The following is a 21,295-nucleotide window of genomic DNA, read 5'->3' on the forward strand; positions in this document are numbered from 1 at the left end:
ATGTTACGAATGATGATGAATAGTAAAATCCACCGTGCAACAGTGACTCAGGCGGATTTAAATTATGTGGGGTCCATAACAATTGATGAGGATATTTTAGATGCAGTCGGTATGCTGCCAAACGAAAAGGTACATGTTGTTAATAATAATAATGGCGCTCGTTTTGAAACGTATATTATTGCAGGTGAGCGTGGTTCAGGTGTAATCTGTGTGAATGGAGCGGCAGCAAGACTCGTACAGCGTGGCGATATTGTCATCATTATTTCCTATGCGTATGTGGATAATGATGAGGCAAAGAATCATAAACCGACTGTGGCCATTATGGGAGAAAGCAATACGATTAAAGAAATGATTTCCTATGAGCCTGAAGCAACGGTGATGTAAGACAAGAGAATTGTCCAGAATCAACAATGAGGAAAGTTGCTGGAAATTGAATTAAATAGGAGGATGACAAGGCTCAATTAGTGTAGCCGAATAGCCATCCTCCTTTTTTATGTGATTAAAACTACTACAAAAGTACTGGTAAAATTTTGTTTTTCTAACTATTAAACTAGTTTGTGAAATTAAAATTTTACAAATGTTCTAGTATTTTATGAGATATTTATGTAGAATTTAGTTGTTAGTACATCATTTTACTAGTGGAGGTATCATTTGTAATGGAAAATAAACGTAATAAATTTTTAACAGCTACTGCAGCAGCATTGGCTATCACAGCGGTAGCAGCGGCACCAGCATCAGCAGCTAGTCCATTTTCGGATGTAAAGGAAAGTCATGCGGATTATAAGGGCATTTCGACACTTTATGCGGCAGGTATTATTAGTGGATTCCCAGATGGTACATTCAAACCTGATACAAATGTCACACGTGGACAAGCTGCAAAAATGATTGCAGGCGCATTAAAGCTAGACACGAAAGAAGTTGTGAATCCAAACTTTAAGGATATTGATACAGCTAATACGTATTACGGTCCAATCGCTGCATTAGTAGGATTAAAAGTTGTTTCAGGCTATGGAGACAACACATTCCGTCCAAACCAAACGATTACACATGGTGATTTGGCAAAAATCTTATCATCTATTCCTAACTTACCAGAATTAGAAGGTGCTAAAAATCACGAAGCTAGTAAAAGCGTAACACGTGGACAACTAGCAACATTGATTGCAGAAGCTCTCACAAAATTAAACACAGAAACGCCTGAAAAACCGGAAGATGCATTTACATTATCAGTTCTACATGTGAATGATACACATGCACGCGCAAATGAATTACCGAAACTAGCAACTGCTGTAAAAGAGCAACGTGAAACAAAGAAAAATGTTTTAACATTACATGCTGGCGATGCATTTAGTGGTACTTTATACTTCAACGAATTCCATGGTCAAGCAGATTTAGCGCTATTAAATGAAATTGGCTTTGATGCTATGGTATTTGGTAACCATGAATTTGATTTAGGTTCATCACCTGAAGGACATCAAGCACTTGCAGACTTTGTTAAAGGTGCTAAATTCCCATTTGTGGGTGCCAATACAGATTTCTCAGCGGATGATAAATTTAAAGGTTTATTTACAGATTTAGTTTCAAGTGAGCCTGAAAACGGTAAAATCTATTCAGGTATTGTAAAAGAAATTGATGGAGAAAAAGTCGGTATCTTCGGTTTAACAACAGAAGAAACTTTGGATATTGCTTCTCCAGGTAAAGTGAAATTTACTAACTATATTGAAGAAGCGAAAAAGGCAGTAGCTGCATTTGAGGGTATGGGCGTTAATAAAATTATCGCTTTAACGCATATTGGTTACAATGATAATCCAAATGTAGATAATGATATTTTACTAGCTAAAAACGTACCAGGAATCGATATAATTGTTGGTGGACATGACCATACAAAATTAGACGAGCCATTTGTTGTAGATACGAACACTGTAGGCGAAGCAAAAGATGCAACATTAATCGTACAAGCTAATGAGTATGTAAAATATTTAGGAACACTGGATGTAACATTTGATGGCAAAGGTGTTGTCACTAAGTACGGTGGCGAATTAATCGACCTAGGAAAAGTTGCTGAAGATGCAGCATTAGTAAAATTACTAGCGCCATATAAAGCAAAAATTGATGAAGTCAACAACAAGGAAATTGGTGTGAAAATTACTGAGGAGTTAGCAAATCCACGTGCAACTGAAACAAACTTAGAAAGTGTACGTAGCAATGAAACAGCTCTAGGTAATATCATTACAGATGGTATGTTGGCAAAAGCACAAAAATATACGGATAAAACAGTTGTCATGGCACTACAAAATGGTGGTGGTATTCGTGCAGCGATCCCAGCCGGCAATATAACTGTTGGACAAGTGATTACAGTATTACCATTCGGTAACACATTAGCATTAATGGATGCTACAGGAGCTGAGCTTAAAGCAGCATTTGAAATTTCCTTGAAAAATGCACCTAAAGAAAATGGTGGTTTCCTACACATTGGTGGAGCAAAATTACAATATGATTCATCAAAAGAAGCAGGCTCACGTGTTATTTCAATCGAATATTTAGATAAAGCAACTGGCAAGTATGTTGCACTAGAAGATGGTAAAACATATACTGTGGCAACAAATGCCTTCACAGCTAAAGGTGGAGACGGCTTTGATATGTTTGCTAAAGCATATGAAGAAGGTCGTGTAACAGATTTAGGCTTATCTGATTGGGAAAATCTACAAGAGCAATTACTATCATTAAAAGAAGTGAAAACAACAGCAGAAGGTCGTATTGTTGATGTTGCTAAAAAGCAATAATCCCTTCGAAAGAATAGCTTACAAACGACATTCGCTTTAAATTATGTCACATCGCTATTTCCGCAACCTTATGGATAACCCTGAGGTTGCGGTTTTTTATTGTACGGCAGTATAAGGGATTGAATATTAGACGGCATATAGGGGAGAAAGGATGCCGCTGAACTAAATATATGATAAAATTCTTCTTATCTAATGTGACTGTGAGTTGAGATGTATGATGGAAAGTCAAAAATATGCCATTGTGGATTTGGAGACAACGGGTCATTCACCAGCAAATGGGGACCGGATGATTCAAATTGCCATTGTTATTATGAAGGATTGGGAAATTGAGCGTACCTATACGAAATTTATTAACCCGGGAAAAGCCATTCCATCGTTCATTCAAGATTTAACGCATATAACGAATGAGGATGTTAAGGATTCATACCCTTTTGAGGAACATGCGGATTACATATATGAGCTACTGGCTGATTGTGTGTTTGTAGCCCATAATGCCGATTTTGACTTATCATTTTTACAGGCGGAATTTAAACGGGCTGGCCTTCCAAAGTGGCAAGGTAAAAAAATGGATACAGTAGAGCTGGCAAAAATTTTGTTTCCGATGTCACTCGGCTTTAAGCTAGGAGACTTGGCGGCAGATTTAAATATAGAGTTGGCCAATGCGCATCGAGCAGACGACGATGCCCGTGCTACTGCTGAGCTGTTCAAATGTTGTTGGAAAGAGCTTTTAAATCTTCCTCAATTAACATTAGAACAAATGCATAAGCGTTCATTTCGCTTAAAATCGAATATTTCTCAGCTTTTTTTCGAGGCATTGCAAATAAAACGTCAACATAAAACAAGCGATGAGAATGTGCATTATTACCGGAATTTTGCGATTTGTAATGGTCGTAATAAACATGACCATGCATCAGAGACGATTGATTATCCGCAAACAGTGGCTGATAAAACGGCATTAATGACAAAGGCCCTCCCCAATTTTGAGGAACGTCCAGCTCAATTTAAGATGATGGATACGATTTGGCAAGCTCTACATGAACAAAAGGAATGTGTAATTGAAGCCTCTACGGGTATTGGCAAAACGGCGGGATATTTACTGCCAGCCATCGTATATGCTCGTACTGTCCATAAAAAAATCGCCATTAGTACCTATACATCCTATCTGCAAGAACAGCTTGTAGAGGAAGAGCTACCAAAGATAGAAAAAATCTTGGGAACAAAAGTAAATATTTGTGTACTCAAGGGGATGCAGCATTATATTGATCTAGATCGTTTTGAACAATCCATGGCATATGCGGACGAATCCTATGATGATACGTTTTCTATTTTACAGATTCTCGTTTGGCTGACGAAAACAGAGACCGGTGTGTTAAGTGAGCTGAATGTTTCAGGTGGGGGACAACTGTTTTTAGAGAAAATCCGCAAAATACCAAATGACAAACCATCTAAAGGGTTTGATTTCTATGAACAAGCGTTAAAGAACAGCGCATTTGCTGACTGTATAGTGACAAATCATGCTATGGTGTTAAGTGATTTAGTTCGTCAAACGCCGATATTTACACAAATAGATGGCTGGGTCATTGATGAGGCACATCAATTTATACAGGCTGCGATGCAACAGGATGAAATTGTCTTCTCCTATACGCAATGGAAATATATTTTTGGTCAAATTGGCACAATGGAAGACACAGGACTTTATCAACTTTTTTGTGAAGCGGCGAAGAAGAAACAACGTGTGTCCATGCAAAGTTTACAGCGACTGGATGCTCAATTTATACGGTTACAACGTGCATTTGATGAGACTATTCAACGAGCGGCACAAAGCATGCAACAACAGATGAAAGGCAAGCGAGCTAGTAGTAAGTGTACCTTATTTATAGAGGATGTAACGCTTGCCAAAGAGTCATTTTTACAAGTAAGCAAATTAACGCAGCAATGGCTTGATCTTGCGACTGAAGCAGCTCAAGGATTTGAAAATAATATTGAGCAATTAGATAAAAATGATAGGTATATTTTATCCGAATGGCATTATTGGATTCGAGAAGTGAAAATTAAAATTGCAGAGTGGGAAGACATTTTCCTGTCATCGCACGATGGAAGTTCGGTTTGGCTAGAATTCGATGTTCGAAGTGTTCCTGGCAGTTTACATGTTTTTAAGAAGCCAGCCAATGTCACACCGATTATTGAACAAGTGCTAGCACCTCTTCGCAAGCAAGCGAGCATTGTATGGACATCAGGTACATTAATGGTACCAGGCAATGAGCGTTTTGTTACACGACAATTAGGAATTTCTGATAGCGTTGAAGTTATAAAACTACAGGCACCGCCAGCCTATTACGCAGGTGCAAAAGCATTTATTGTCACGGATATGCCAGATATTCAGCATGTCAGCCAAGAAGAATACATTGAGGCAGTTGCTCATGCGATTACGAGGACTGTTAGAATGACGGAAGGTCGTTGCTTTGTGCTCTTTACAGCTCAGGATATGCTGCGGAAAACAGTCGAGCTCATTCAAGATAGTGAACTTTTAGATGATTATATGCTTTTTGCGCAAGGTGTTACAGGTGGTAGCCGTATGCGCATTCTAAAATCATTTCAAAAATTTAGCCATGCTGTTCTTTTTGGAACAAACAGTTTCTGGGAGGGTGTCGATGTTCCTGGAGATGCTCTTGCCTCTGTTATCGTTGTACGGCTGCCATTCTCTTCACCAGAAGAGCCTGTCTTTAAGGCGAGAGCGAAGCATCTTACAGCGCAAGGACGCAATTCCTTCACAGAGTTGTCATTGCCCGAGGCTATTATGCGCTTTAAGCAGGGCTTTGGTCGCTTAATTCGTTCCTCTCAGGATAAAGGAGCATTTATCGTCCTAGACCGTCGAATAACTAGCAAATCCTATGGGAAAGAATTTATTAAAGCACTACCGCCAATCGATGTAAAGAAATTGCAGCTACCCGAATTATTAAAAGAACTGAATCATTGGCAAAAATAAAAATTACCCCTTTTAGCATGAGCTAGAAGGGGTTTTTTTAAGTGGTTGCCTATACATTTATGATGAGGGTTATGACTATTTGTTGTTATGTTCCTCATCAAAAAGATTGGCATTTCGAACAATCTTAGTAATATAGCTCATAACGATTTCTGTTGCTTGTTGGGCATCATAGCTTTTTCGATTATTTAAAAGATTAGTAAACATACCTTGCCAAATTAAGAGTGTGATTTCATTAATGGCATCTACATTACCCTCGGTTAAATAGCCTTCTTTTAAAGCGATCTCTAACATAGAACGTCCCCGTTTTGTCAGACTGTGCTGAAACAGTATAGTCTTTAAATCTTCAGGAATATTAATTAAATCATTGGGGTAAAAGTTATAATAATTTTCCAATAGTTTTTCAGGTGTTTCCCCTAAATCCATAATAAAGACGGCATGAAAAATTTGTGGCTGTTTGAAGGAGTATTGGCAAAAACATTCCCAGGCTAATAAATATTTATCAATAGGGTCCTTGCCTCTTTCTATGTAACGAGCAACTTCGTTTGTATAGTCTTGCATGCATCTCATCGATGCAAAAAAGAGGAGATGAGAGATTTCTGAAAAATAATTGTAAATGGTTGCACTGTTATAACCAGCCCTATCGGCAACCTTTCTAATCGTGACATTTTCCACTCCTTCTTCTTCAATAATTTCCGCTGTGGCGTCTACAAAGTATTTCCACATACGACTCCTTTGTATTTCCTTTTTTTTCAAAGTAATATCCCCCCGACGTACAATGGTCATGTAAAATTATTAGTTTAATTCATATATTTACCATTTATAAGCTAGTTTAACCTTATTATAGCATAACAATTTTTATTTCCATCTCCCATTATAGCATTAGCTTTTAGCATTTTCAGTGTTGTACATTGGATTTTCAGATGATATACTAATCACAATTATTTTATAATCATGATTACTAAATAATTAAGATTCGGAATAATTAGACGAAGTGGATGCAAGAATAAAAAGTTCAAACACAAGGGGAGGATTTATTTAATGAGTAAAAAAATTGTGACACAATTTGAGTGTACATATGAAACGATTGAAAACACATGGATTGAAATAGCAGACGGCACAAAGCTTTCTAGCCGAATTTGGTTACCGACCGTGGCGGCAGGACAAAAAGTACCGGCTATCCTGGAGTATATTCCTTATCGCAAAACAGATGGAACGAGAGCGAGAGATGAGCCTATGCATGGGTATTTTGCAGGACATGGCTATGCTGTTGTACGAGTAGATATGCGAGGTTCTGGTGAGTCAGATGGCTTATTAAAAGATGAGTATTTAAAGCAAGAGCAGGATGATGCGCTTGAAGTAATTGAATGGATCGCTAATCAAAGCTGGTGTGATGGCAATATCGGGATGATGGGGAAATCATGGGGCGGATTTAACTCTCTGCAAGTAGCTGCTCGTAGACCAAAGGCATTAAAGGCGATTATTACAGTAGGCTTCACGGATGATCGCTATAATAATGACATTCACTATAAGGGTGGTTGTTTATTAAATGATAATTTCTGGTGGGGCTCTATTATGTTAGCGTATCAACTCCGTCCGATTGATCCTCACATTGTTGGCGATAGCTGGCGTGAGAAATGGATGGAGCGCTTAGAAAATATGCCCTTATGGATGGCGCAGTGGATGGAGCATCAAACAAGAGATGACTACTGGAAGCATGGTTCAGTTTGTGAGAATTACGATGACATCGAAATCCCTGTTTTTGCACTAGATGGTTGGGAAGATTCCTATACGAACACAGTCTTAAGTTTAATGGAAGGGCTTTCTGTTCCTAGAAAAGGCATTATTGGCCCATGGGCACATGTTTACCCACATGATGGAGTTCCTGGTCCAGCAATGGGCTTTTTACAAGAGGCCGTGAAATGGTGGGATCATTGGTTAAAAGGGATTGACAATGGTGTAATGGATGGACCAATGGTGAATGTTTGGGTTGAAGAAAGCATGGAACCTTCTGTTAAGAAACCAGTCAGCCATGGCTATTGGATTGGACTAGAATCATGGCCAACAGCGGAAGAGGTACAAACGAAAGCGTATCAACTGACACACGGGAAATTAGTAGAGCATCGTAGTGATCAACAAGAACAGGTGCAATTAAAAACACCACAAAACCACGGACTATTATCGGGAGAATGGATGGGTGCTGGAGTACTAGGTGAAAGTCCAGCAGATCAACGAATTGATGATGGAATGGCTATGGTTTTTGAAACGGACATGCTAGAGAATCCACTAGAGATTGTAGGTTATCCGAAGTTTGAAGTGGAATTAATGAGTGATAAACCACATGCGATGTTATTTACGCAGTTGTCAGATGTAGCACCAAATGGAGCTGTTACTCGTGTATCCTATGGGGTGATGAATTTAACACATTTGAATGGTCATGACCATGTAGAACTGTTAACTCCTGGTGAAAAAGTAAAAGCCTTTGTGCAATTAGATTGCTGTGGACATCAATTTAAAGCAGGTCACCGTTTACGCTTATCATTAGCAACAACATTTTGGCCTATGTTTTGGCCGATGCCAGAAGATGCTACATTGACATTAAATCTTGAAACAGCTACTTTCACATTACCAACCTTCCATGGACATCAAATAGCTGGACCAAATATGAATCCTGAGAGTGCACCATTAACACCTATAACAACTCTCCAAGAAGGAAGAGTGGATCGTTCTATTTCATACGATATTTTAACAGATACATGGACATGTATTACAGATGGGGTTGGAGGCGTTTTTGGTGAAGGGATATATCGCTTTGATGACATTGATGTCACGGTAGAACATAATTTGAAGCGGGAATTAACCTTAACGAATGCTGATCCATTGTCAGCTCAGTATACAATCTATCAAAAAATGAAAATAGGTCGTGAGGGTTGGTGGATTGATGCTGATATTACGGTTACTAAAACATCTACTCTAGAAAACTTCCAAATTGCTGGGGAAATGGCGATCAAAGAAAATGACAAACAGGTCTTCCATAAGGAATGGGATCAAAAAATTAAACGTCATGGCTTGTAAATAACATATAAGGGGTAAACATATGGAAGCTAAGTTAAAAAAGAATACAGCTACTTTAGTTATTTTAGCTGTTTCAGGTGCATTAATTTATGCATTACCGTATTTTAGAAATTACTATTATGATGTCTTTCTCGATGCATTTCATTTGACGAATACTCAGATGGGGACACTTGGTAGTGCATATGGTGTTTGTTGTTTAATTTCCTATATTTTTGGAGGATTTTGTGCAGATCGTTGGAAAACGAAATATTTATTAACTATTTCTCTAGTGGCCACAGGGTTATTAGGTTTTACATTATTACTGTATCCACCATATCCAGTGCTTCTCCTCATCCATGCTGCTTGGGGAATCACGTCCATTATGACATTTTGGGGAGCACTAGTAAAAGCAGTACGTTCTTTAGGTTCTGAAAATGAACAAGGAAAAGCTTTTGGATTTTTTGAAGGTGGCCGTGGCGTAACCAATATTATTCAATCTGCTGTGATTTTAGGGATATTTGCTTTTTTTGCGAAGCATATGAGTGATAAAATGGCACTCTCAGCGGTTATTACGGTGTATTCTGTCATTTGTCTTTTGTTAGGGTTCATGATTATGATGCTTTATAAAGACCCCGATCAAGGGACTGTAGCTAGTGAGGATAAAGATGGTAGTAAATCATTTGATTGGGCCGTCCTTTGGAAAGTGTTAAAGATGCCAACAACTTGGCTTGCAACTATTCTTATTTTTACGTCTTATGCGATGATCATTAGCTATTATTACATCACACCTTATGCAACAGCCGCATTTGGTGCATCTACGTTAATTGCTGCTGCTTTAGGCTACTTTTCTCAGTATTGTCGACCAATCGGCAGTTTTAGTGCAGGCATTATTGGTGACCGGATAGGTGTGTCTAATATGGTGTTAATCGGCTATATATTATTAGCACTAGGCTTAGTGGGACTTATCTTATTACCAGGCAAAGCTTCCTTTATCCTGATGCTTTTAATATTTATCGGGATTATTTATACATCAATGTATGCTTTGCAGGCGATGCATTTTGCTATTTTAGTAGAAGGGGATTATCCTGTTGAATCAACAGGAACAGTATCCATGCCGCTAATGATTATTGGCTATAGTGGGGAAATCTTTATGCCAATCATTGCAGGCGCTTGTTTAGATTATTGGGGTGGCACAGCAGGCTATAAAGTATTCTTCGGTATATTATTAGGTTTAGCTATAATTGGATTCGTTACAGTAGTCATTTGGCAACGTGTAACGAAAGAAAAACGCAAGGAGATTGCATTGCAAAGAAAGCTTGCGAAGGAACAGGTGCTTACTTAATTTAGCATCAAAAAAAATTCATAGAATGTCTTCCACTGAAATAAAAGATGACTTTGGTATAAGCCGAAGTCATCTTTTTCGTCAAAAGATATCACAGGGTGGACGCCTCTTGATTAGTCTCTGAATTTATATCATTCTGTAAAAATTCCACGCGGTTTCTACCATATTCCTTTGCCTGATATAAAGCTTTATCACATCTTGATAATAAGGAATGAATCGTATCGCCAAGGACAAAACTTGTCACACCAAAGCTACTCGTTTTTTGATGAACAACTGGAAATGAATGTTGTTCAAGCTGCTGTCGTAGATTTTCAGACAGTTGCACAGCATCCTTTAAGCGAGTGTTTGGACAAACAACTAAAAATTCCTCGCCGCCCCATCTACCAACAATGTCTTCTACTCGTACATGATTTTTTAAAATGTCTGCTGCATGACGTAACACAAGATCACCCACTTGATGTCCAAATTCATCATTCACAGCTTTAAAATGATCAATATCCAACAAGATAATCGATAGGGGTGTGCCGTTTCCTGTAGCTTGCTTAAATTCTTTTTCTAATACGTCATCTAAGCGTACACGATTTGGTATTTGAGTGAGTCGGTCTGTGTTTGCTAATGCTTCAAGCTCAAGCTTGGCTGCTTCAAGCTCTTTTGTCCGTTCTTGAACTTTATATTCTAATGTTTCATTTAGTGTGTCTTGCATGAGTTGATGTTCTTTTTTTATAATGTTGATTTTATCGCCCAATGCTAAAGATAAAAAAATGGATTCAAAAATAGCACCAATGGCTGGTACTTCCTCAAAAACTCGTGGATGGAATGGAATAATACTTAAAAAGGCCAGCGCTTGAACAATGATGGAGCTTAGTAAAACTGTCCAGCCAATGATATAGTATCGAGCCATCTTTTGCCCTTTTTTGAAAACGAAAATGCCAGACAGCCATAGAAAGATAAAGACTACTACCGCAAAGGTAGTTGTGAAATTATTAATAAATGCAACATCAGGGAGTATAAAAGATGCCATTAAAGAACAGATGGTGATCCATAAGAGTAGTTTTCCGATTGTATGGAATGACGGTAGAAATTTTTTTAACTCCAAAAACTGAAGACAAAATAGGAGCATAAATAAAAGCAGTAGATTGCCGCTAATTGTTAATGATTTAATAAAAAATTCTTGCGACAACCAATTGCCCAATAATTCTATGTCTAGTGAATTTAACGTTGCTTGATAAAAAATAAAACTTAACATATATAAAACATAGAAAAAGTAAGCTTTATCCTTCAGTGAAAAAAATAAAAATAAGTTATAAATTAAAAGAGCTGATAAAAAACCATAGAAAATGCCAGTTAAAAATTTATATTCACTCATCTTATTTGTAAAACTTATTTCCGTATATAAAAAGGAGGTAATACTTAGTGGTAATGTCCCATCTAATTTAATAAAAATTTCTTGAATAGAAGGGTCTTGGATGTGAAATAAATTAGAACGAGATGGAAGAGATTGTTCCCCTAGATTAGCAATGCCTCTTCGTTGCACATCATAGGAGCCATCCGCTTTTACCGAGAACAACTCAATGCTATCTAATTTATCTGTCACCTCTAGCCAATAAGGTTCCTCTTTATCTAATAAAATCTTGTCCATAGGTAAGCGTAACCAAATGGTATCTTGAGTATGCCAAAAGAATGGATAGGGTTGATTGCTGGCCACAAAGAGATGGTCATAAGTGCCGTTCAATATATCTTCAATAGGGACCTTTTTTGATGGATCTCGAAAAATTTCATAATGCTCTCCTACTATAATAGGGTCTACTAGCTCATCTGTTGGGCTCATAGCACTTACAGGTGGTATAAGGATGATAAAAGAAAGGGTAAAACAAATCAATAACAGTGTTTTTCTGATCCTTTTGTTTTTCATCAAAAATTCATTGCTCCCATTCTACCATTACTAGGTGAAGTTGAATAGCTACAACATTTGTTTAATTTTCTCTTTTTAGAAATTTAAGTTAATTGATACCTCCTTATTATAGACTATAACAGCAAGATTGAGGACGAAATAAATGGAAACTTCCTGATAATATGAGGTCTAGTAAATGATAGGGAGGCTTTCAATATGTCAAACATTCAGAAATTCAATGATTTACATGAATCGCAGGAGCTTTTATTTTTAGGGAATGCTTGGGATGTGTTATCAGCGCTCATATTAGAAAAAGCAGGTTTTCAGGCGATTGGTACAACTAGCTGGGGGATTGCGAATTCACTGGGCTATGCAGACGGGGAACTGATTGATTTTCAGCGTCATTTGGCCATTATTCAAGCTATAACAGAGCAAGTAAATATCCCCGTATCAGCGGATATTGAAGCGGGATATGGTCATGATGAACAAAGCATTATTGACAATGTGTTAAGGACGGCTGATGTTGGAGTAGCAGGAATTAATATTGAAGATTCATTCAAACATCAAGTAGGCTTAAGAAGTCTTACAGAACACTGTCATTTGCTTACAAATATGAGGTCTATGTTAGATAATCGTGGTTATCAAAATTTTTTTATTAATGCTAGAACAGATACGTATTTTCAAGTTGAACAGCCATATCAAGAAACGATGACTAGAGCAATGGTTTATGTCGAGAGCGGAGCAAGTGGTGTTTTTATCCCAGGCTTAACAAATGTGGATGAAATAAGAGCTATCACAAGCAATGTGGATGCACCGATCAATCTCCTTTCTTTACCAGGTTTAACAAATTGCCAAACATTAAAAGAATTAGGGGTAAGACGCATGAGTTTTGGCAATGCACTTTCGGATAAAATCATTGCCTATTTGACAGCGCATACTGCACAATTAGTAAAAGACCAAGATACTTCTTCTTTATATGTGTAATCTATGAAAATGAGGTGAGCCATTCGTGGACAATGCAATCCATTTATCCTTTGAGGAGAAGTGGGAAAAGATTATAGCCTGTGATCAAACCTATGATGGCCTATTTTATACGGCGGTTAAAACGACTAAAATTTATTGCCGTCCTTCCTGTAAATCAAGAAAGCCAAAAAAGATGAATGTTGATTTTTATGAATCTATTCAAGAAGTCGAGACAGCGGGCTATCGTGCATGTAAACGATGTCAGCCTGAAATCGAATGTTCACCGCATACACAATTGATTCAACAGGTAACAGCTTTTATCATTAGTGCGTATAAACAAAAGGTAACCTTGCAGGATATGGCAGAGCATGTTGGTATTAGTCCATTCCATCTTGAGCGACTATTTAAACAAGTGACAGCGGAGACGCCTCGAGCCTATCTTGAAAAAATAAGAATTGATAAGGCCGCTCACCTTTTAAAACATACAGACTATACAAATTTGGAAATTTGCTATGAAGTTGGGTTTCAAAGTCCGTCTAACTTCTATAAAGTGTTTCGACGATTAAAAAATTGCTCGCCCACACAATATCGAAATCTTTCATAGGAAGGGGAAGGCTATGAACTGGATGAATCACGCTCATTTTGTAGAAATCGAACCTCCAGCGGAATTTGATTTTACAGAGTGTTGGATGTTTTTAAAACGATCCAATCAAGAAATTCTCCACCAAATAAAAGAGGATGTTCTCTTTAAATTACTAAAAATAAAGGATCAGCTAATTTTATGTAGAATAAGTGAGCAAGCTTATAAAATGAAAGTAGAATTTCCGATGAATCAGCCATCACTCCATGACAGAGAAGGAATTGTACGCTATCTTATAGAATGGTTTGATTTAGAAACGGATTTAGCTTGTTTTTATCAGATGGCTAACAAGGATAATATTTTACAGCCATTGGCAGAAAAATATAGAGGATTACGTTTATTGGGAATACCTGACTTATTCGAGGCTCTCGTGTGGGCTATTATTGGACAGCAAATTCATTTAACGTTTGCCTATACACTTAAAAAGCGCTTCGTTGAACAATTTGGACACAGTGTTACCTTTGAAGGGGAAAGCCACTGGTTATTTCCAACACCCGAAAAAATAGCTACTATTCAAGTGGAGGATTTAAGGAACCTTCAGTTTACGCAAAAAAAGGCAGAGTACATCATTGATATTGCGAAAAGTATAGCAAACGGTCAATTGACCAAAGAAATGCTACGCCAAAAAAAGGATTACGAGGACATGAAAAAAAGTTTAATGGCTATTCGGGGCATTGGGGCATGGACGGCTGACTATGTGTTAATGAAATCTTACCAAGAGCTATCTGCGTTTCCCATTGCAGATGTGGGTCTACATAATGCTCTAAAAAGGCAATTAGGGTTAGAACGAAAACCTACGATTGAGGAAATTACCCACTATTCGCAACATTGGCAAGGATGGCAGGCTTATGCAACTTTTTACTTATGGAGGTCACTATATGAAACAGTTTAAATTAGATTATAAATCACCGATTGGCATGATTGAAATCGAAGGAAATGAAGAAGCAATTGATGGCATTAATTTTGCAGAACGACAAGAGCTCATCCATGTTCCTCAACAAGACACACCTGCAGTGCTACTAGAATGTGCTAAGCAAATACATGAATATTTTATTGGTGAACGACATGAGTTTTCTTTTCCCTATGTTTTTAAAGGAACAGACTTTCAACAAGCCGTTTGGCATGCTTTACCTAGCGTAGGCTACGGTGAAACAGCTTCCTATAAAGATATTGCTGTGGCTATTCACAATGAAAAGGCAGTGAGAGCAGTTGGTAGTGCCAATGGTAAAAATAATATTAGTATCGTCGTTCCTTGTCATCGAATTATTGGTTCTAATGGATCTTTGACTGGATATGGTGGTGGAATGTGGCGTAAAGAATGGCTTCTTCAACATGAACAATCTCATCAATTAAAGGGCAATGCCAAAAAAGGCTAATTACACCTAGTCCATCTGGCCACCTCGACCTGTATAAAAAAGTGGTTATTGCAAAAAATAAGACCGTCAATATGGCGGTTTTAATGATTAGTCTTTATCATTTTATCGCTTCTTATGACACCTCTCTGCTAAAAAATTAGCTAGGAGTAAAAATGATAAAGGAGGTGTACTCATGAGCGTGCTCTATAGAATCGCATTAGTGTTAGTCATTATAGGGGCAATCAACTGGGGACTCATTGGATTCTTTAGGTTTGATTTAGTGGCTTATTTATTTGGCGGGCAAACAGCGGTTTTATCGCGATGGATTTACGCACTAGTCGGAATCGCTGGTTTAATTACTTTACCAATTTTGGTGAAGCGATTTGAAGACGAGGAAGACATAGATACTTATACGCGTATCGATCGAAATCCTAGCTATGGCATGGAGGCTGGGGAAGAAGCGGATTTCACTGAAGTAAAGAAGACAACTGAAGTGAAAAAAGTGGACAAGAAAGACAATATGTAAGCTTATGATAAAAACTGGTGGCCATATTTGGTTCGTCAGTTTTTTTCAAATAGGTGAAAAACTTGCGTAGTCCATTTAATGACTACGCAAGTTATCTTTATGCTTGATTGCTTGGGAAGGCAAAGGATGATGTAGTGTCATGATCTTGTGTGATCCATTTTTCTGAAATGGTCTTTGTTTTTGTAAAGAAGCGTACTTGATCTGGTCCAAACATATGTCCCTCACCAAATCTTGAGCGTTTCCAGCCACCAAAATTATGATAGCCTACTGGAATGGGGATAGGTACGTTCACGCCAACCATCCCTACTTCAATTTCAGTGGTGAATTTACGAGCAGCTGCACCATCATTCGTAAAAATTGTCACGCCATTACCCAGTTCATGTGCATTGATTAAGGCAATCGCTTCATCCAATGAATCCACACGAACCATATTGCGGGCTGGTCCAAAAACCTCCTGCTCATAAATTTCCATACCTGGTTTAACATGATCGAGGAGAGTAGGACCTAGATAAAACCCTTTTGATTGTTTGGCAATTTCCGGATGTCGTCCATCACAAACAATGGTTGCGCCTTCCTGTAGGCTACGATCAATATAGCCAATAATCGTTTCCTTCGAATGCTCTGTAATAACTGGACCGAAATCAACGTCGGGGTCTGTATAAGGTCCCACTTTTAATTTGGCAATTTTATCAGCTAGGATCGTGACTAATTTATTTGCCGTATCCTCCCCTATAGGGATAATGGTAGAGATTGCCATACACCGTTGAGAAGCTGCCCCATAGGCTGCACCTAAAAAGGCATTTGCGACCTGCTCTAAATCAGCGTCTGGCATGACAACCATATTATTTTTCCCACCGCCAAGCGCAGTCACACGTTTCCCATGTTTAGAAGCCGTGACGTAAATAGCTTCTGCAACAGGAGTGGACCCTACAAAGGAAACTGCTTCAATTAGTGGGTTGGATAGAAGCTCATTGACAGCATCTTTATCACCGTTAATGACCGTCCATACGCCTTCTGGTAAGCCTGCCTTTGTCCATAGCTCTGATATATATAGCGCAGAACAAGGGACACGCTCGGATGGCTTTAAAATTACACAGTTTCCAACAGCGACAGCCATGCTTGTAATGGCTAGTGGGACCATAACAGGAAAGTTAAACGGTGAAATGGCAGCCACTATGCCTAATGGTGCTTTTGTGGAATAAGCATTAATTTGACCACCCACATTAACGGAATACTCACCTTTTAGTAAGTGTGGGGCATTGATGGCTAAATCAACCGATTCTAAACCACGTGTAATCTCGCCCTTCGCATCTTCTTTGGTTTTGCCGCTTTCCTTACAAATCATATCGATGAGTTCATCCATATTGTCTGTCAGTAATTGTCGAAACTTGAGCATTATTTCTGCTCGTTTCCCAACGGATAATGCGCGCCATGCAGGGAATGCTTTTTGGGCAGCATTGATCGCTTCTTTTACCTCTTCTTGTGTTGCTAGGGGAACTCGCGCAATGACAGAACCCGTGCTTGGATTGTATACATCAGAAAAATGTCCACTTTTTCCTAAAACAGTTTGTCCATTAATGAAATGGCCTAATTCTTGAATATCCGTATTCGTTATCATTGAGCTGTCCTCCTACAATTTTATAGCATGTAAGGCTTGTGTGAATTTTTCCACAAGGAAGTTAATCTCCTCAGAGGAGACGATTAGTGGAGGAGATAGCGTTAAAACATTATTGTAGCCTGCAACAGTTACACCGTTCTTGCCAATAATTAGCCCCTGCTCCTTACATTGCGCAATAACCTTATTAACGAGTGTGACATCTAGTGGGGCTTTGCTCTTTTTGTCTTGTACAAGCTCTATACCGATCAAAAGCCCTTTTCCACGAATATCCCCGACATATGGATGTTCCTTTAATTGCTCTTGTAAAGTTTTAAGGAGCGTTTCTCCTAACGTAGCGGAATAGTTAAATAAATTTTCCTCTTCCATTATTTCAATATTTTTTAATGCTACGGCACAAGCAGCTGGCGAGCCACCAAAGGTGTTAACATGGCGGAAGAAATCATAATCGTCATTCCCTGCAAAAGCCTCATAAATTTCACGTCGAACAGCAGTAGCAGATAGTGGCATATAAGCGCTTGTTAAGCCTTTAGCCATTGTCACAATATCAGGTTGTATGCCGTAGTTTTGGAAACCAAAAGCTTTGCCTGTACGCCCAAAGCCACAAATCACTTCATCCACAATTAATAATGCACCATGTTTTTCACAAACTGCTTTAACCCCTTGTAAGTAATTCTCATGGGGCATGATCACACCGCCGCCAGTAATGATTGGCTCCATAATGACAGCAGCAATAGAATCAGACATTTCCCAGGTCATGACATGGTCGATCGCTTGCACAGATGGCAATGCACATGGATCTTTACTTTTAATATGGTCTTCATTGGCACGATACGAATCAGGTGGCGTGACATGGATAAAACCAGGTGCCAATGGCTCATATTTGTATTTTCGCTGAGCTTGTCCAGTTGCCGCTAAAGCCCCCATTGAGCTCCCGTGATAAGCACGATAACGAGAAATAATCTTCGTTCTATTGACATGTCCTTTTTGTTGATGATACTGTCGAGCGATTTTGAAGGCAGCTTCATTCGCTTCAGAACCACTGTTCGAGTAAAAGACGACATAATCATCTCCTAATAGTTCACTAATCTTTTCACTTAATTGAATGGCAGGGATATGTCCAACAGATAACGGTGTATACGTATTTTCTAGTAATTGATCATAGGCAACTTTAGCAATTGCCTCTCGACCATAACCAACATTTACACACCATAAGCCTGCCATAGCATCTAAATAGCGTTTTCCTTCAGTGTCGGTAATCCAGGCACCCTTAGAAGATTGGACAATCATCGTTGCTTTTGGGTTGTATGGCTTCATGGAGTGCCATACAAATTGTTCATCTTTGACTTGCCAATTTGGTCTTGTTACATTGGTCACTACATTCACTCCTTAAACAAGTAATGGCTGAACATGCATACGTCTTAAGTCAGATGTGGACAATAAAAATGCAAAGTCGTCCCCATTTGTACTTTATATGTATGCCTTACCAGTTTTAGAAGGAATATTTTGTGATAGAAAATTCTGATAATTAAATGACTACATAGCCATTATTAATGTGTTAAAACATCCTCTATTAAAAAGGCAATATACAAATTTGTCTTAGTAAAGGGATTACTCAAGTCCATATCTAAAAGCATTTCAATTTTTTTTATTTTATAAAGAACCGTGTTGCGATGAATAAACTGACGCTCACTAATCCTACTTGTACTGCCGTTTTCCTCAAGAAAAATGCGTAAAAATGGTACATAATCTGTGTTGTGCACATCATCATAGTGGTAGAGATGACCAAGAATATCCTGGCTGAAGGATTTCATGAGTGCTTGATTTTGCACAGCCATAATAATTTTATAGGCACCTATTTCTTTATATTTATATAAAAAACGATTGTTGTGGAGCTGCGCTAAATGAATGACCGTTAATGATTCATCATAGCTTTTTCGGACATTTTCAAGCTCTTTATGATAGTTGCCTTTTCCAATAATCATATCCAAGCAACCATTTTTTAACGTAATTTTTTCATAGATTTCTTCAACGATTTTTGAGAAGGGTATATTTGGTGTATTGATCTGTGTTTTATCAATTAAAAAGATGAGGTAGTTTTTATGTTTTAATTTTAAGAAGCGTTGATAGCGATTTTGAAAAGCGAACTGCACCAATACCTCATATCGATCAATGGAGGCTTGAGTGCCGACTGTTGTGCAAGTAATGATGGCTAATTCTCTTCCTTGAGGAAAACCAAGCTGTGCTAGTTGATCCTTCATGCTGTTAGCGTTTTGTTTGTAATGGAATAATAAATTGAACAGAACTTTTTCTTCCATGGATAGCTCCTGATGGTGGTTGGCGATAAACTGAAAGGTCGTTTTTAATAGATCGGCAATTCGATAATTCCATGGCATTTGAAAAATAGGGAAATCATATTGATTGGCAAATGAGATGACGGCCTCTGGAATATTAGGAATGAATGGACCTGTATTAATAATAAAACCAGCTACTTTTTTGGCGTAGGCTTGTTTCACAAGTTGTTCTAATGAATTTACATCTGCATTTAAATGAATACCAGTTGTGACGACTAATTCATTGGGTCTACAAAACATGATTAAATCATTGCTTTCAACAACATTAATACCAGTAACTCTTCGATACGTACCACTATGTCCAGCGACTAATGTGAGCATTGGGAATTGAACTCCCTCCACGATTTTACGAATCGTACCCATATTCCCCCCCCTTAATTATGAACATAACTTACCATATATGATGTGCAGTTGCACATATTTTTTTAGTTTTCTATCCATATCTCTCAAATTTTATCTATTTTAGAATGTTTAATAACTACTGTGAAAGAGAGGACTTGCATATGTATAAATGTAATAGTAGACGATTGCGAGAGTTAATTGAACAATTTAGTCAATTTGGGGCTACTGAAAATGGTGGCGTCACACGTTTGTCTCTTTCGGATGAGGATGTATTAGCACGAAACTATTTTTGTGAGTGTTGTGAAGCTTTAGGTATGGATATTCATGTGGATGATATGGGCAATATTTATGCGACTCTTGCTGGGAAAAAGGATGTGCCACCAATCGTTATGGGTTCCCATTTAGATTCGGTGGAAAAGGGTGGAAGATTCGATGGTGTATTAGGCATATTAACTGCTATCGAGGCAATACGAACGATTAAAGAAAATGAAATTGAAGTGGATATTCCGCTCATGATTGTCAATTTTACGAATGAAGAAGGGGCTCGTTTTGACCCAGCAATGATGAGTTCGGGGGTTATCACCTCGAAATTTGACAAAGAAAAGATGCTACAATCCACAGATAAAAATGGTGTTCGTTTCCACGAAGCGTTACAAGCAAGTGGGTATGAGGGAGAGCAAGCCAATCGTCTGAAGGAAGCACTTGCTTATATCGAATTGCATATTGAGCAAGGGCCAGTGTTAGAAGCGAAACAACATGAAATTGGGGTTGTAGAAGGTGTGCTTGGCATGGTTTGCTACGAAATTACAATTACAGGGCAATCGAATCATGCTGGTACGACTCCCATGACAATGCGGAAAGACCCAATGATTGTTGCCTCAACGATCATAACTGAGTTACATGAGCAATTAGGAAAGATTGATGAGCAATTAGTGTTTACATTTGGCCGTCTGAATGTTTCGCCAAATATTCACACAGTCATCCCTAATCAGGTGACATTTACGATTGATTCTCGTCATCAAAATCCTGAGGTGATGGAACAAGTTGAGGATATTCTTCTTGCGCTACCCGAAACTGCAGGAGGATGTAATATCCACCCAGTAAAGTTATGGGGTAGGGAAACCGTGTATTTTGATACAGCTATTTGTAATGAGGTAGAAAGAGCCTGTCAGAGCTTCGGTTATACTGTACATCGCATGTTTAGTGGAGCAGGACACGATGCCCAGTATATGGCGAGTATGGTTCCATCGGCAATGATTTTTGTTCCAAGTATTCAAGGGAAGAGTCATTGTGAGGAAGAGAAAACAACCTTTGAGGATTGTGCAAAGGGAGCAGATATTTTGCTAGAAACGGTTCTAACGCTACAAACAAAATTTAGTATGGGCGAAACTTATACATTGCATTAAACATGAAGTATTCTCTAATTTTGTGATGAAGGGTGAGGGGCACA

Annotated in this window: 16 protein-coding genes; 11 read left to right on the forward strand and 5 right to left on the reverse strand. The window is 38.3% G+C overall.

Translation table 11 applies throughout. The features are described from left to right. The 3 genes from panD (at position 1) to dinG (ending at position 5,766) form a co-directional block, all read left to right on the forward strand. Positions 1-384 (forward strand): aspartate 1-decarboxylase, encoded by a 384-nt coding sequence (panD, locus tag MKY80_RS07130; protein ID WP_090001314.1) that lies wholly within the window; start codon positions 1-3, stop codon positions 382-384. A 272-nt stretch (positions 385-656) separates the two neighbouring features. Continuing rightward, positions 657-2,780, forward strand: coding sequence for a 5'-nucleotidase C-terminal domain-containing protein (locus MKY80_RS07135; RefSeq protein ID WP_096363960.1), 2,124 nt, complete (start codon positions 657-659; stop codon positions 2,778-2,780). A 214-nt stretch (positions 2,781-2,994) separates the two neighbouring features. Continuing rightward, entirely contained in the window at positions 2,995-5,766 is a 2,772-nt protein-coding gene (gene dinG, locus MKY80_RS07140; RefSeq protein WP_096363962.1) for an ATP-dependent DNA helicase DinG, read from the forward strand. 75 nt (positions 5,767-5,841) lie between these two features. On the opposite strand, the gene MKY80_RS07145 is transcribed toward dinG, so the two are convergent. Further along, the gene (locus MKY80_RS07145; protein WP_342532395.1) at positions 5,842-6,549 is read right to left on the reverse strand and encodes a TetR/AcrR family transcriptional regulator; all 708 of its coding nucleotides are present in this window, start codon (positions 6,547-6,549) and stop codon (positions 5,842-5,844) included. Positions 6,550-6,804: 255 nt separating this feature from the next. On the opposite strand from MKY80_RS07145, the gene MKY80_RS07150 reads away from it, so the two are divergent. Together MKY80_RS07150 and MKY80_RS07155 are read left to right on the forward strand one after the other, a co-directional pair. After that, entirely contained in the window at positions 6,805-8,838 is a 2,034-nt protein-coding gene (locus tag MKY80_RS07150; RefSeq protein ID WP_342532396.1) for a CocE/NonD family hydrolase, read from the forward strand. Between the two features lie 22 nt (positions 8,839-8,860). Continuing rightward, complete coding sequence (locus tag MKY80_RS07155; RefSeq protein WP_008176621.1) at positions 8,861-10,159, forward strand: MFS transporter; 1,299 nt, start codon at positions 8,861-8,863, stop codon at positions 10,157-10,159. A gap of 91 nt (positions 10,160-10,250) precedes the next feature. Here the strand turns inward: MKY80_RS07155 and MKY80_RS07160 are convergent, their stop codons facing one another. Beyond that, entirely contained in the window at positions 10,251-12,071 is a 1,821-nt protein-coding gene (locus MKY80_RS07160) for a GGDEF domain-containing protein (protein ID WP_258954972.1), read from the reverse strand. A 195-nt stretch (positions 12,072-12,266) separates the two neighbouring features. On the opposite strand from MKY80_RS07160, the gene MKY80_RS07165 reads away from it, so the two are divergent. From MKY80_RS07165 to MKY80_RS07185, 5 genes are all read left to right on the forward strand, one after another. Next, positions 12,267-13,034 (forward strand): isocitrate lyase/phosphoenolpyruvate mutase family protein, encoded by a 768-nt coding sequence (locus MKY80_RS07165; RefSeq protein ID WP_089986578.1) that lies wholly within the window; start codon positions 12,267-12,269, stop codon positions 13,032-13,034. A 25-nt stretch (positions 13,035-13,059) separates the two neighbouring features. Further along, the gene (locus MKY80_RS07170) at positions 13,060-13,617 is read left to right on the forward strand and encodes an Ada metal-binding domain-containing protein (RefSeq protein ID WP_089986577.1); all 558 of its coding nucleotides are present in this window, start codon (positions 13,060-13,062) and stop codon (positions 13,615-13,617) included. Positions 13,618-13,630: 13 nt separating this feature from the next. Then, on the forward strand, positions 13,631-14,545 hold the full coding sequence (locus tag MKY80_RS07175; RefSeq protein WP_089986576.1) for a DNA-3-methyladenine glycosylase: 915 nt from the start codon (positions 13,631-13,633) through the stop codon (positions 14,543-14,545). Further along, positions 14,532-15,029: a methylated-DNA--[protein]-cysteine S-methyltransferase gene (locus MKY80_RS07180; RefSeq protein ID WP_089986575.1), complete on the forward strand. Its 498-nt coding sequence runs from the start codon at positions 14,532-14,534 to the stop codon at positions 15,027-15,029. The genes MKY80_RS07175 and MKY80_RS07180 overlap by 14 nt, the downstream gene beginning before the upstream one ends. A 172-nt stretch (positions 15,030-15,201) precedes the next feature. Then, positions 15,202-15,534: a DUF378 domain-containing protein gene (locus tag MKY80_RS07185; protein WP_008176610.1), complete on the forward strand. Its 333-nt coding sequence runs from the start codon at positions 15,202-15,204 to the stop codon at positions 15,532-15,534. 97 nt (positions 15,535-15,631) lie between these two features. Here the strand turns inward: MKY80_RS07185 and MKY80_RS07190 are convergent, their stop codons facing one another. From MKY80_RS07190 to MKY80_RS07200, 3 genes are all read right to left on the reverse strand, one after another. Beyond that, positions 15,632-17,152 carry a CoA-acylating methylmalonate-semialdehyde dehydrogenase gene (locus MKY80_RS07190; RefSeq protein ID WP_089986574.1) on the reverse strand — a complete coding sequence of 507 codons (1,521 nt, stop codon included), beginning with the start codon at positions 17,150-17,152 and terminating at the stop codon, positions 15,632-15,634. A gap of 12 nt (positions 17,153-17,164) precedes the next feature. Then, positions 17,165-18,526 (reverse strand): aspartate aminotransferase family protein, encoded by a 1,362-nt coding sequence (locus MKY80_RS07195; protein WP_089986573.1) that lies wholly within the window; start codon positions 18,524-18,526, stop codon positions 17,165-17,167. Positions 18,527-18,699: 173 nt separating this feature from the next. Further along, a complete protein-coding gene (locus tag MKY80_RS07200) occupies positions 18,700-19,866 on the reverse strand; it encodes a PucR family transcriptional regulator (RefSeq protein WP_089986572.1) in 1,167 nt (388 codons plus the stop codon). 140 nt (positions 19,867-20,006) lie between these two features. On the opposite strand from MKY80_RS07200, the gene MKY80_RS07205 reads away from it, so the two are divergent. After that, positions 20,007-21,251: a Zn-dependent hydrolase gene (locus tag MKY80_RS07205; protein WP_089986571.1), complete on the forward strand. Its 1,245-nt coding sequence runs from the start codon at positions 20,007-20,009 to the stop codon at positions 21,249-21,251. The last annotated feature ends 44 nt before the right edge of the window (positions 21,252-21,295 follow it).

Origin of the sequence: Lysinibacillus sp. FSL R5-0849 (assembly GCF_038595075.1) — a bacterium.
Classification (GTDB): Bacteria; Bacillota; Bacilli; order Bacillales_A; family Planococcaceae; genus Lysinibacillus; species Lysinibacillus fusiformis.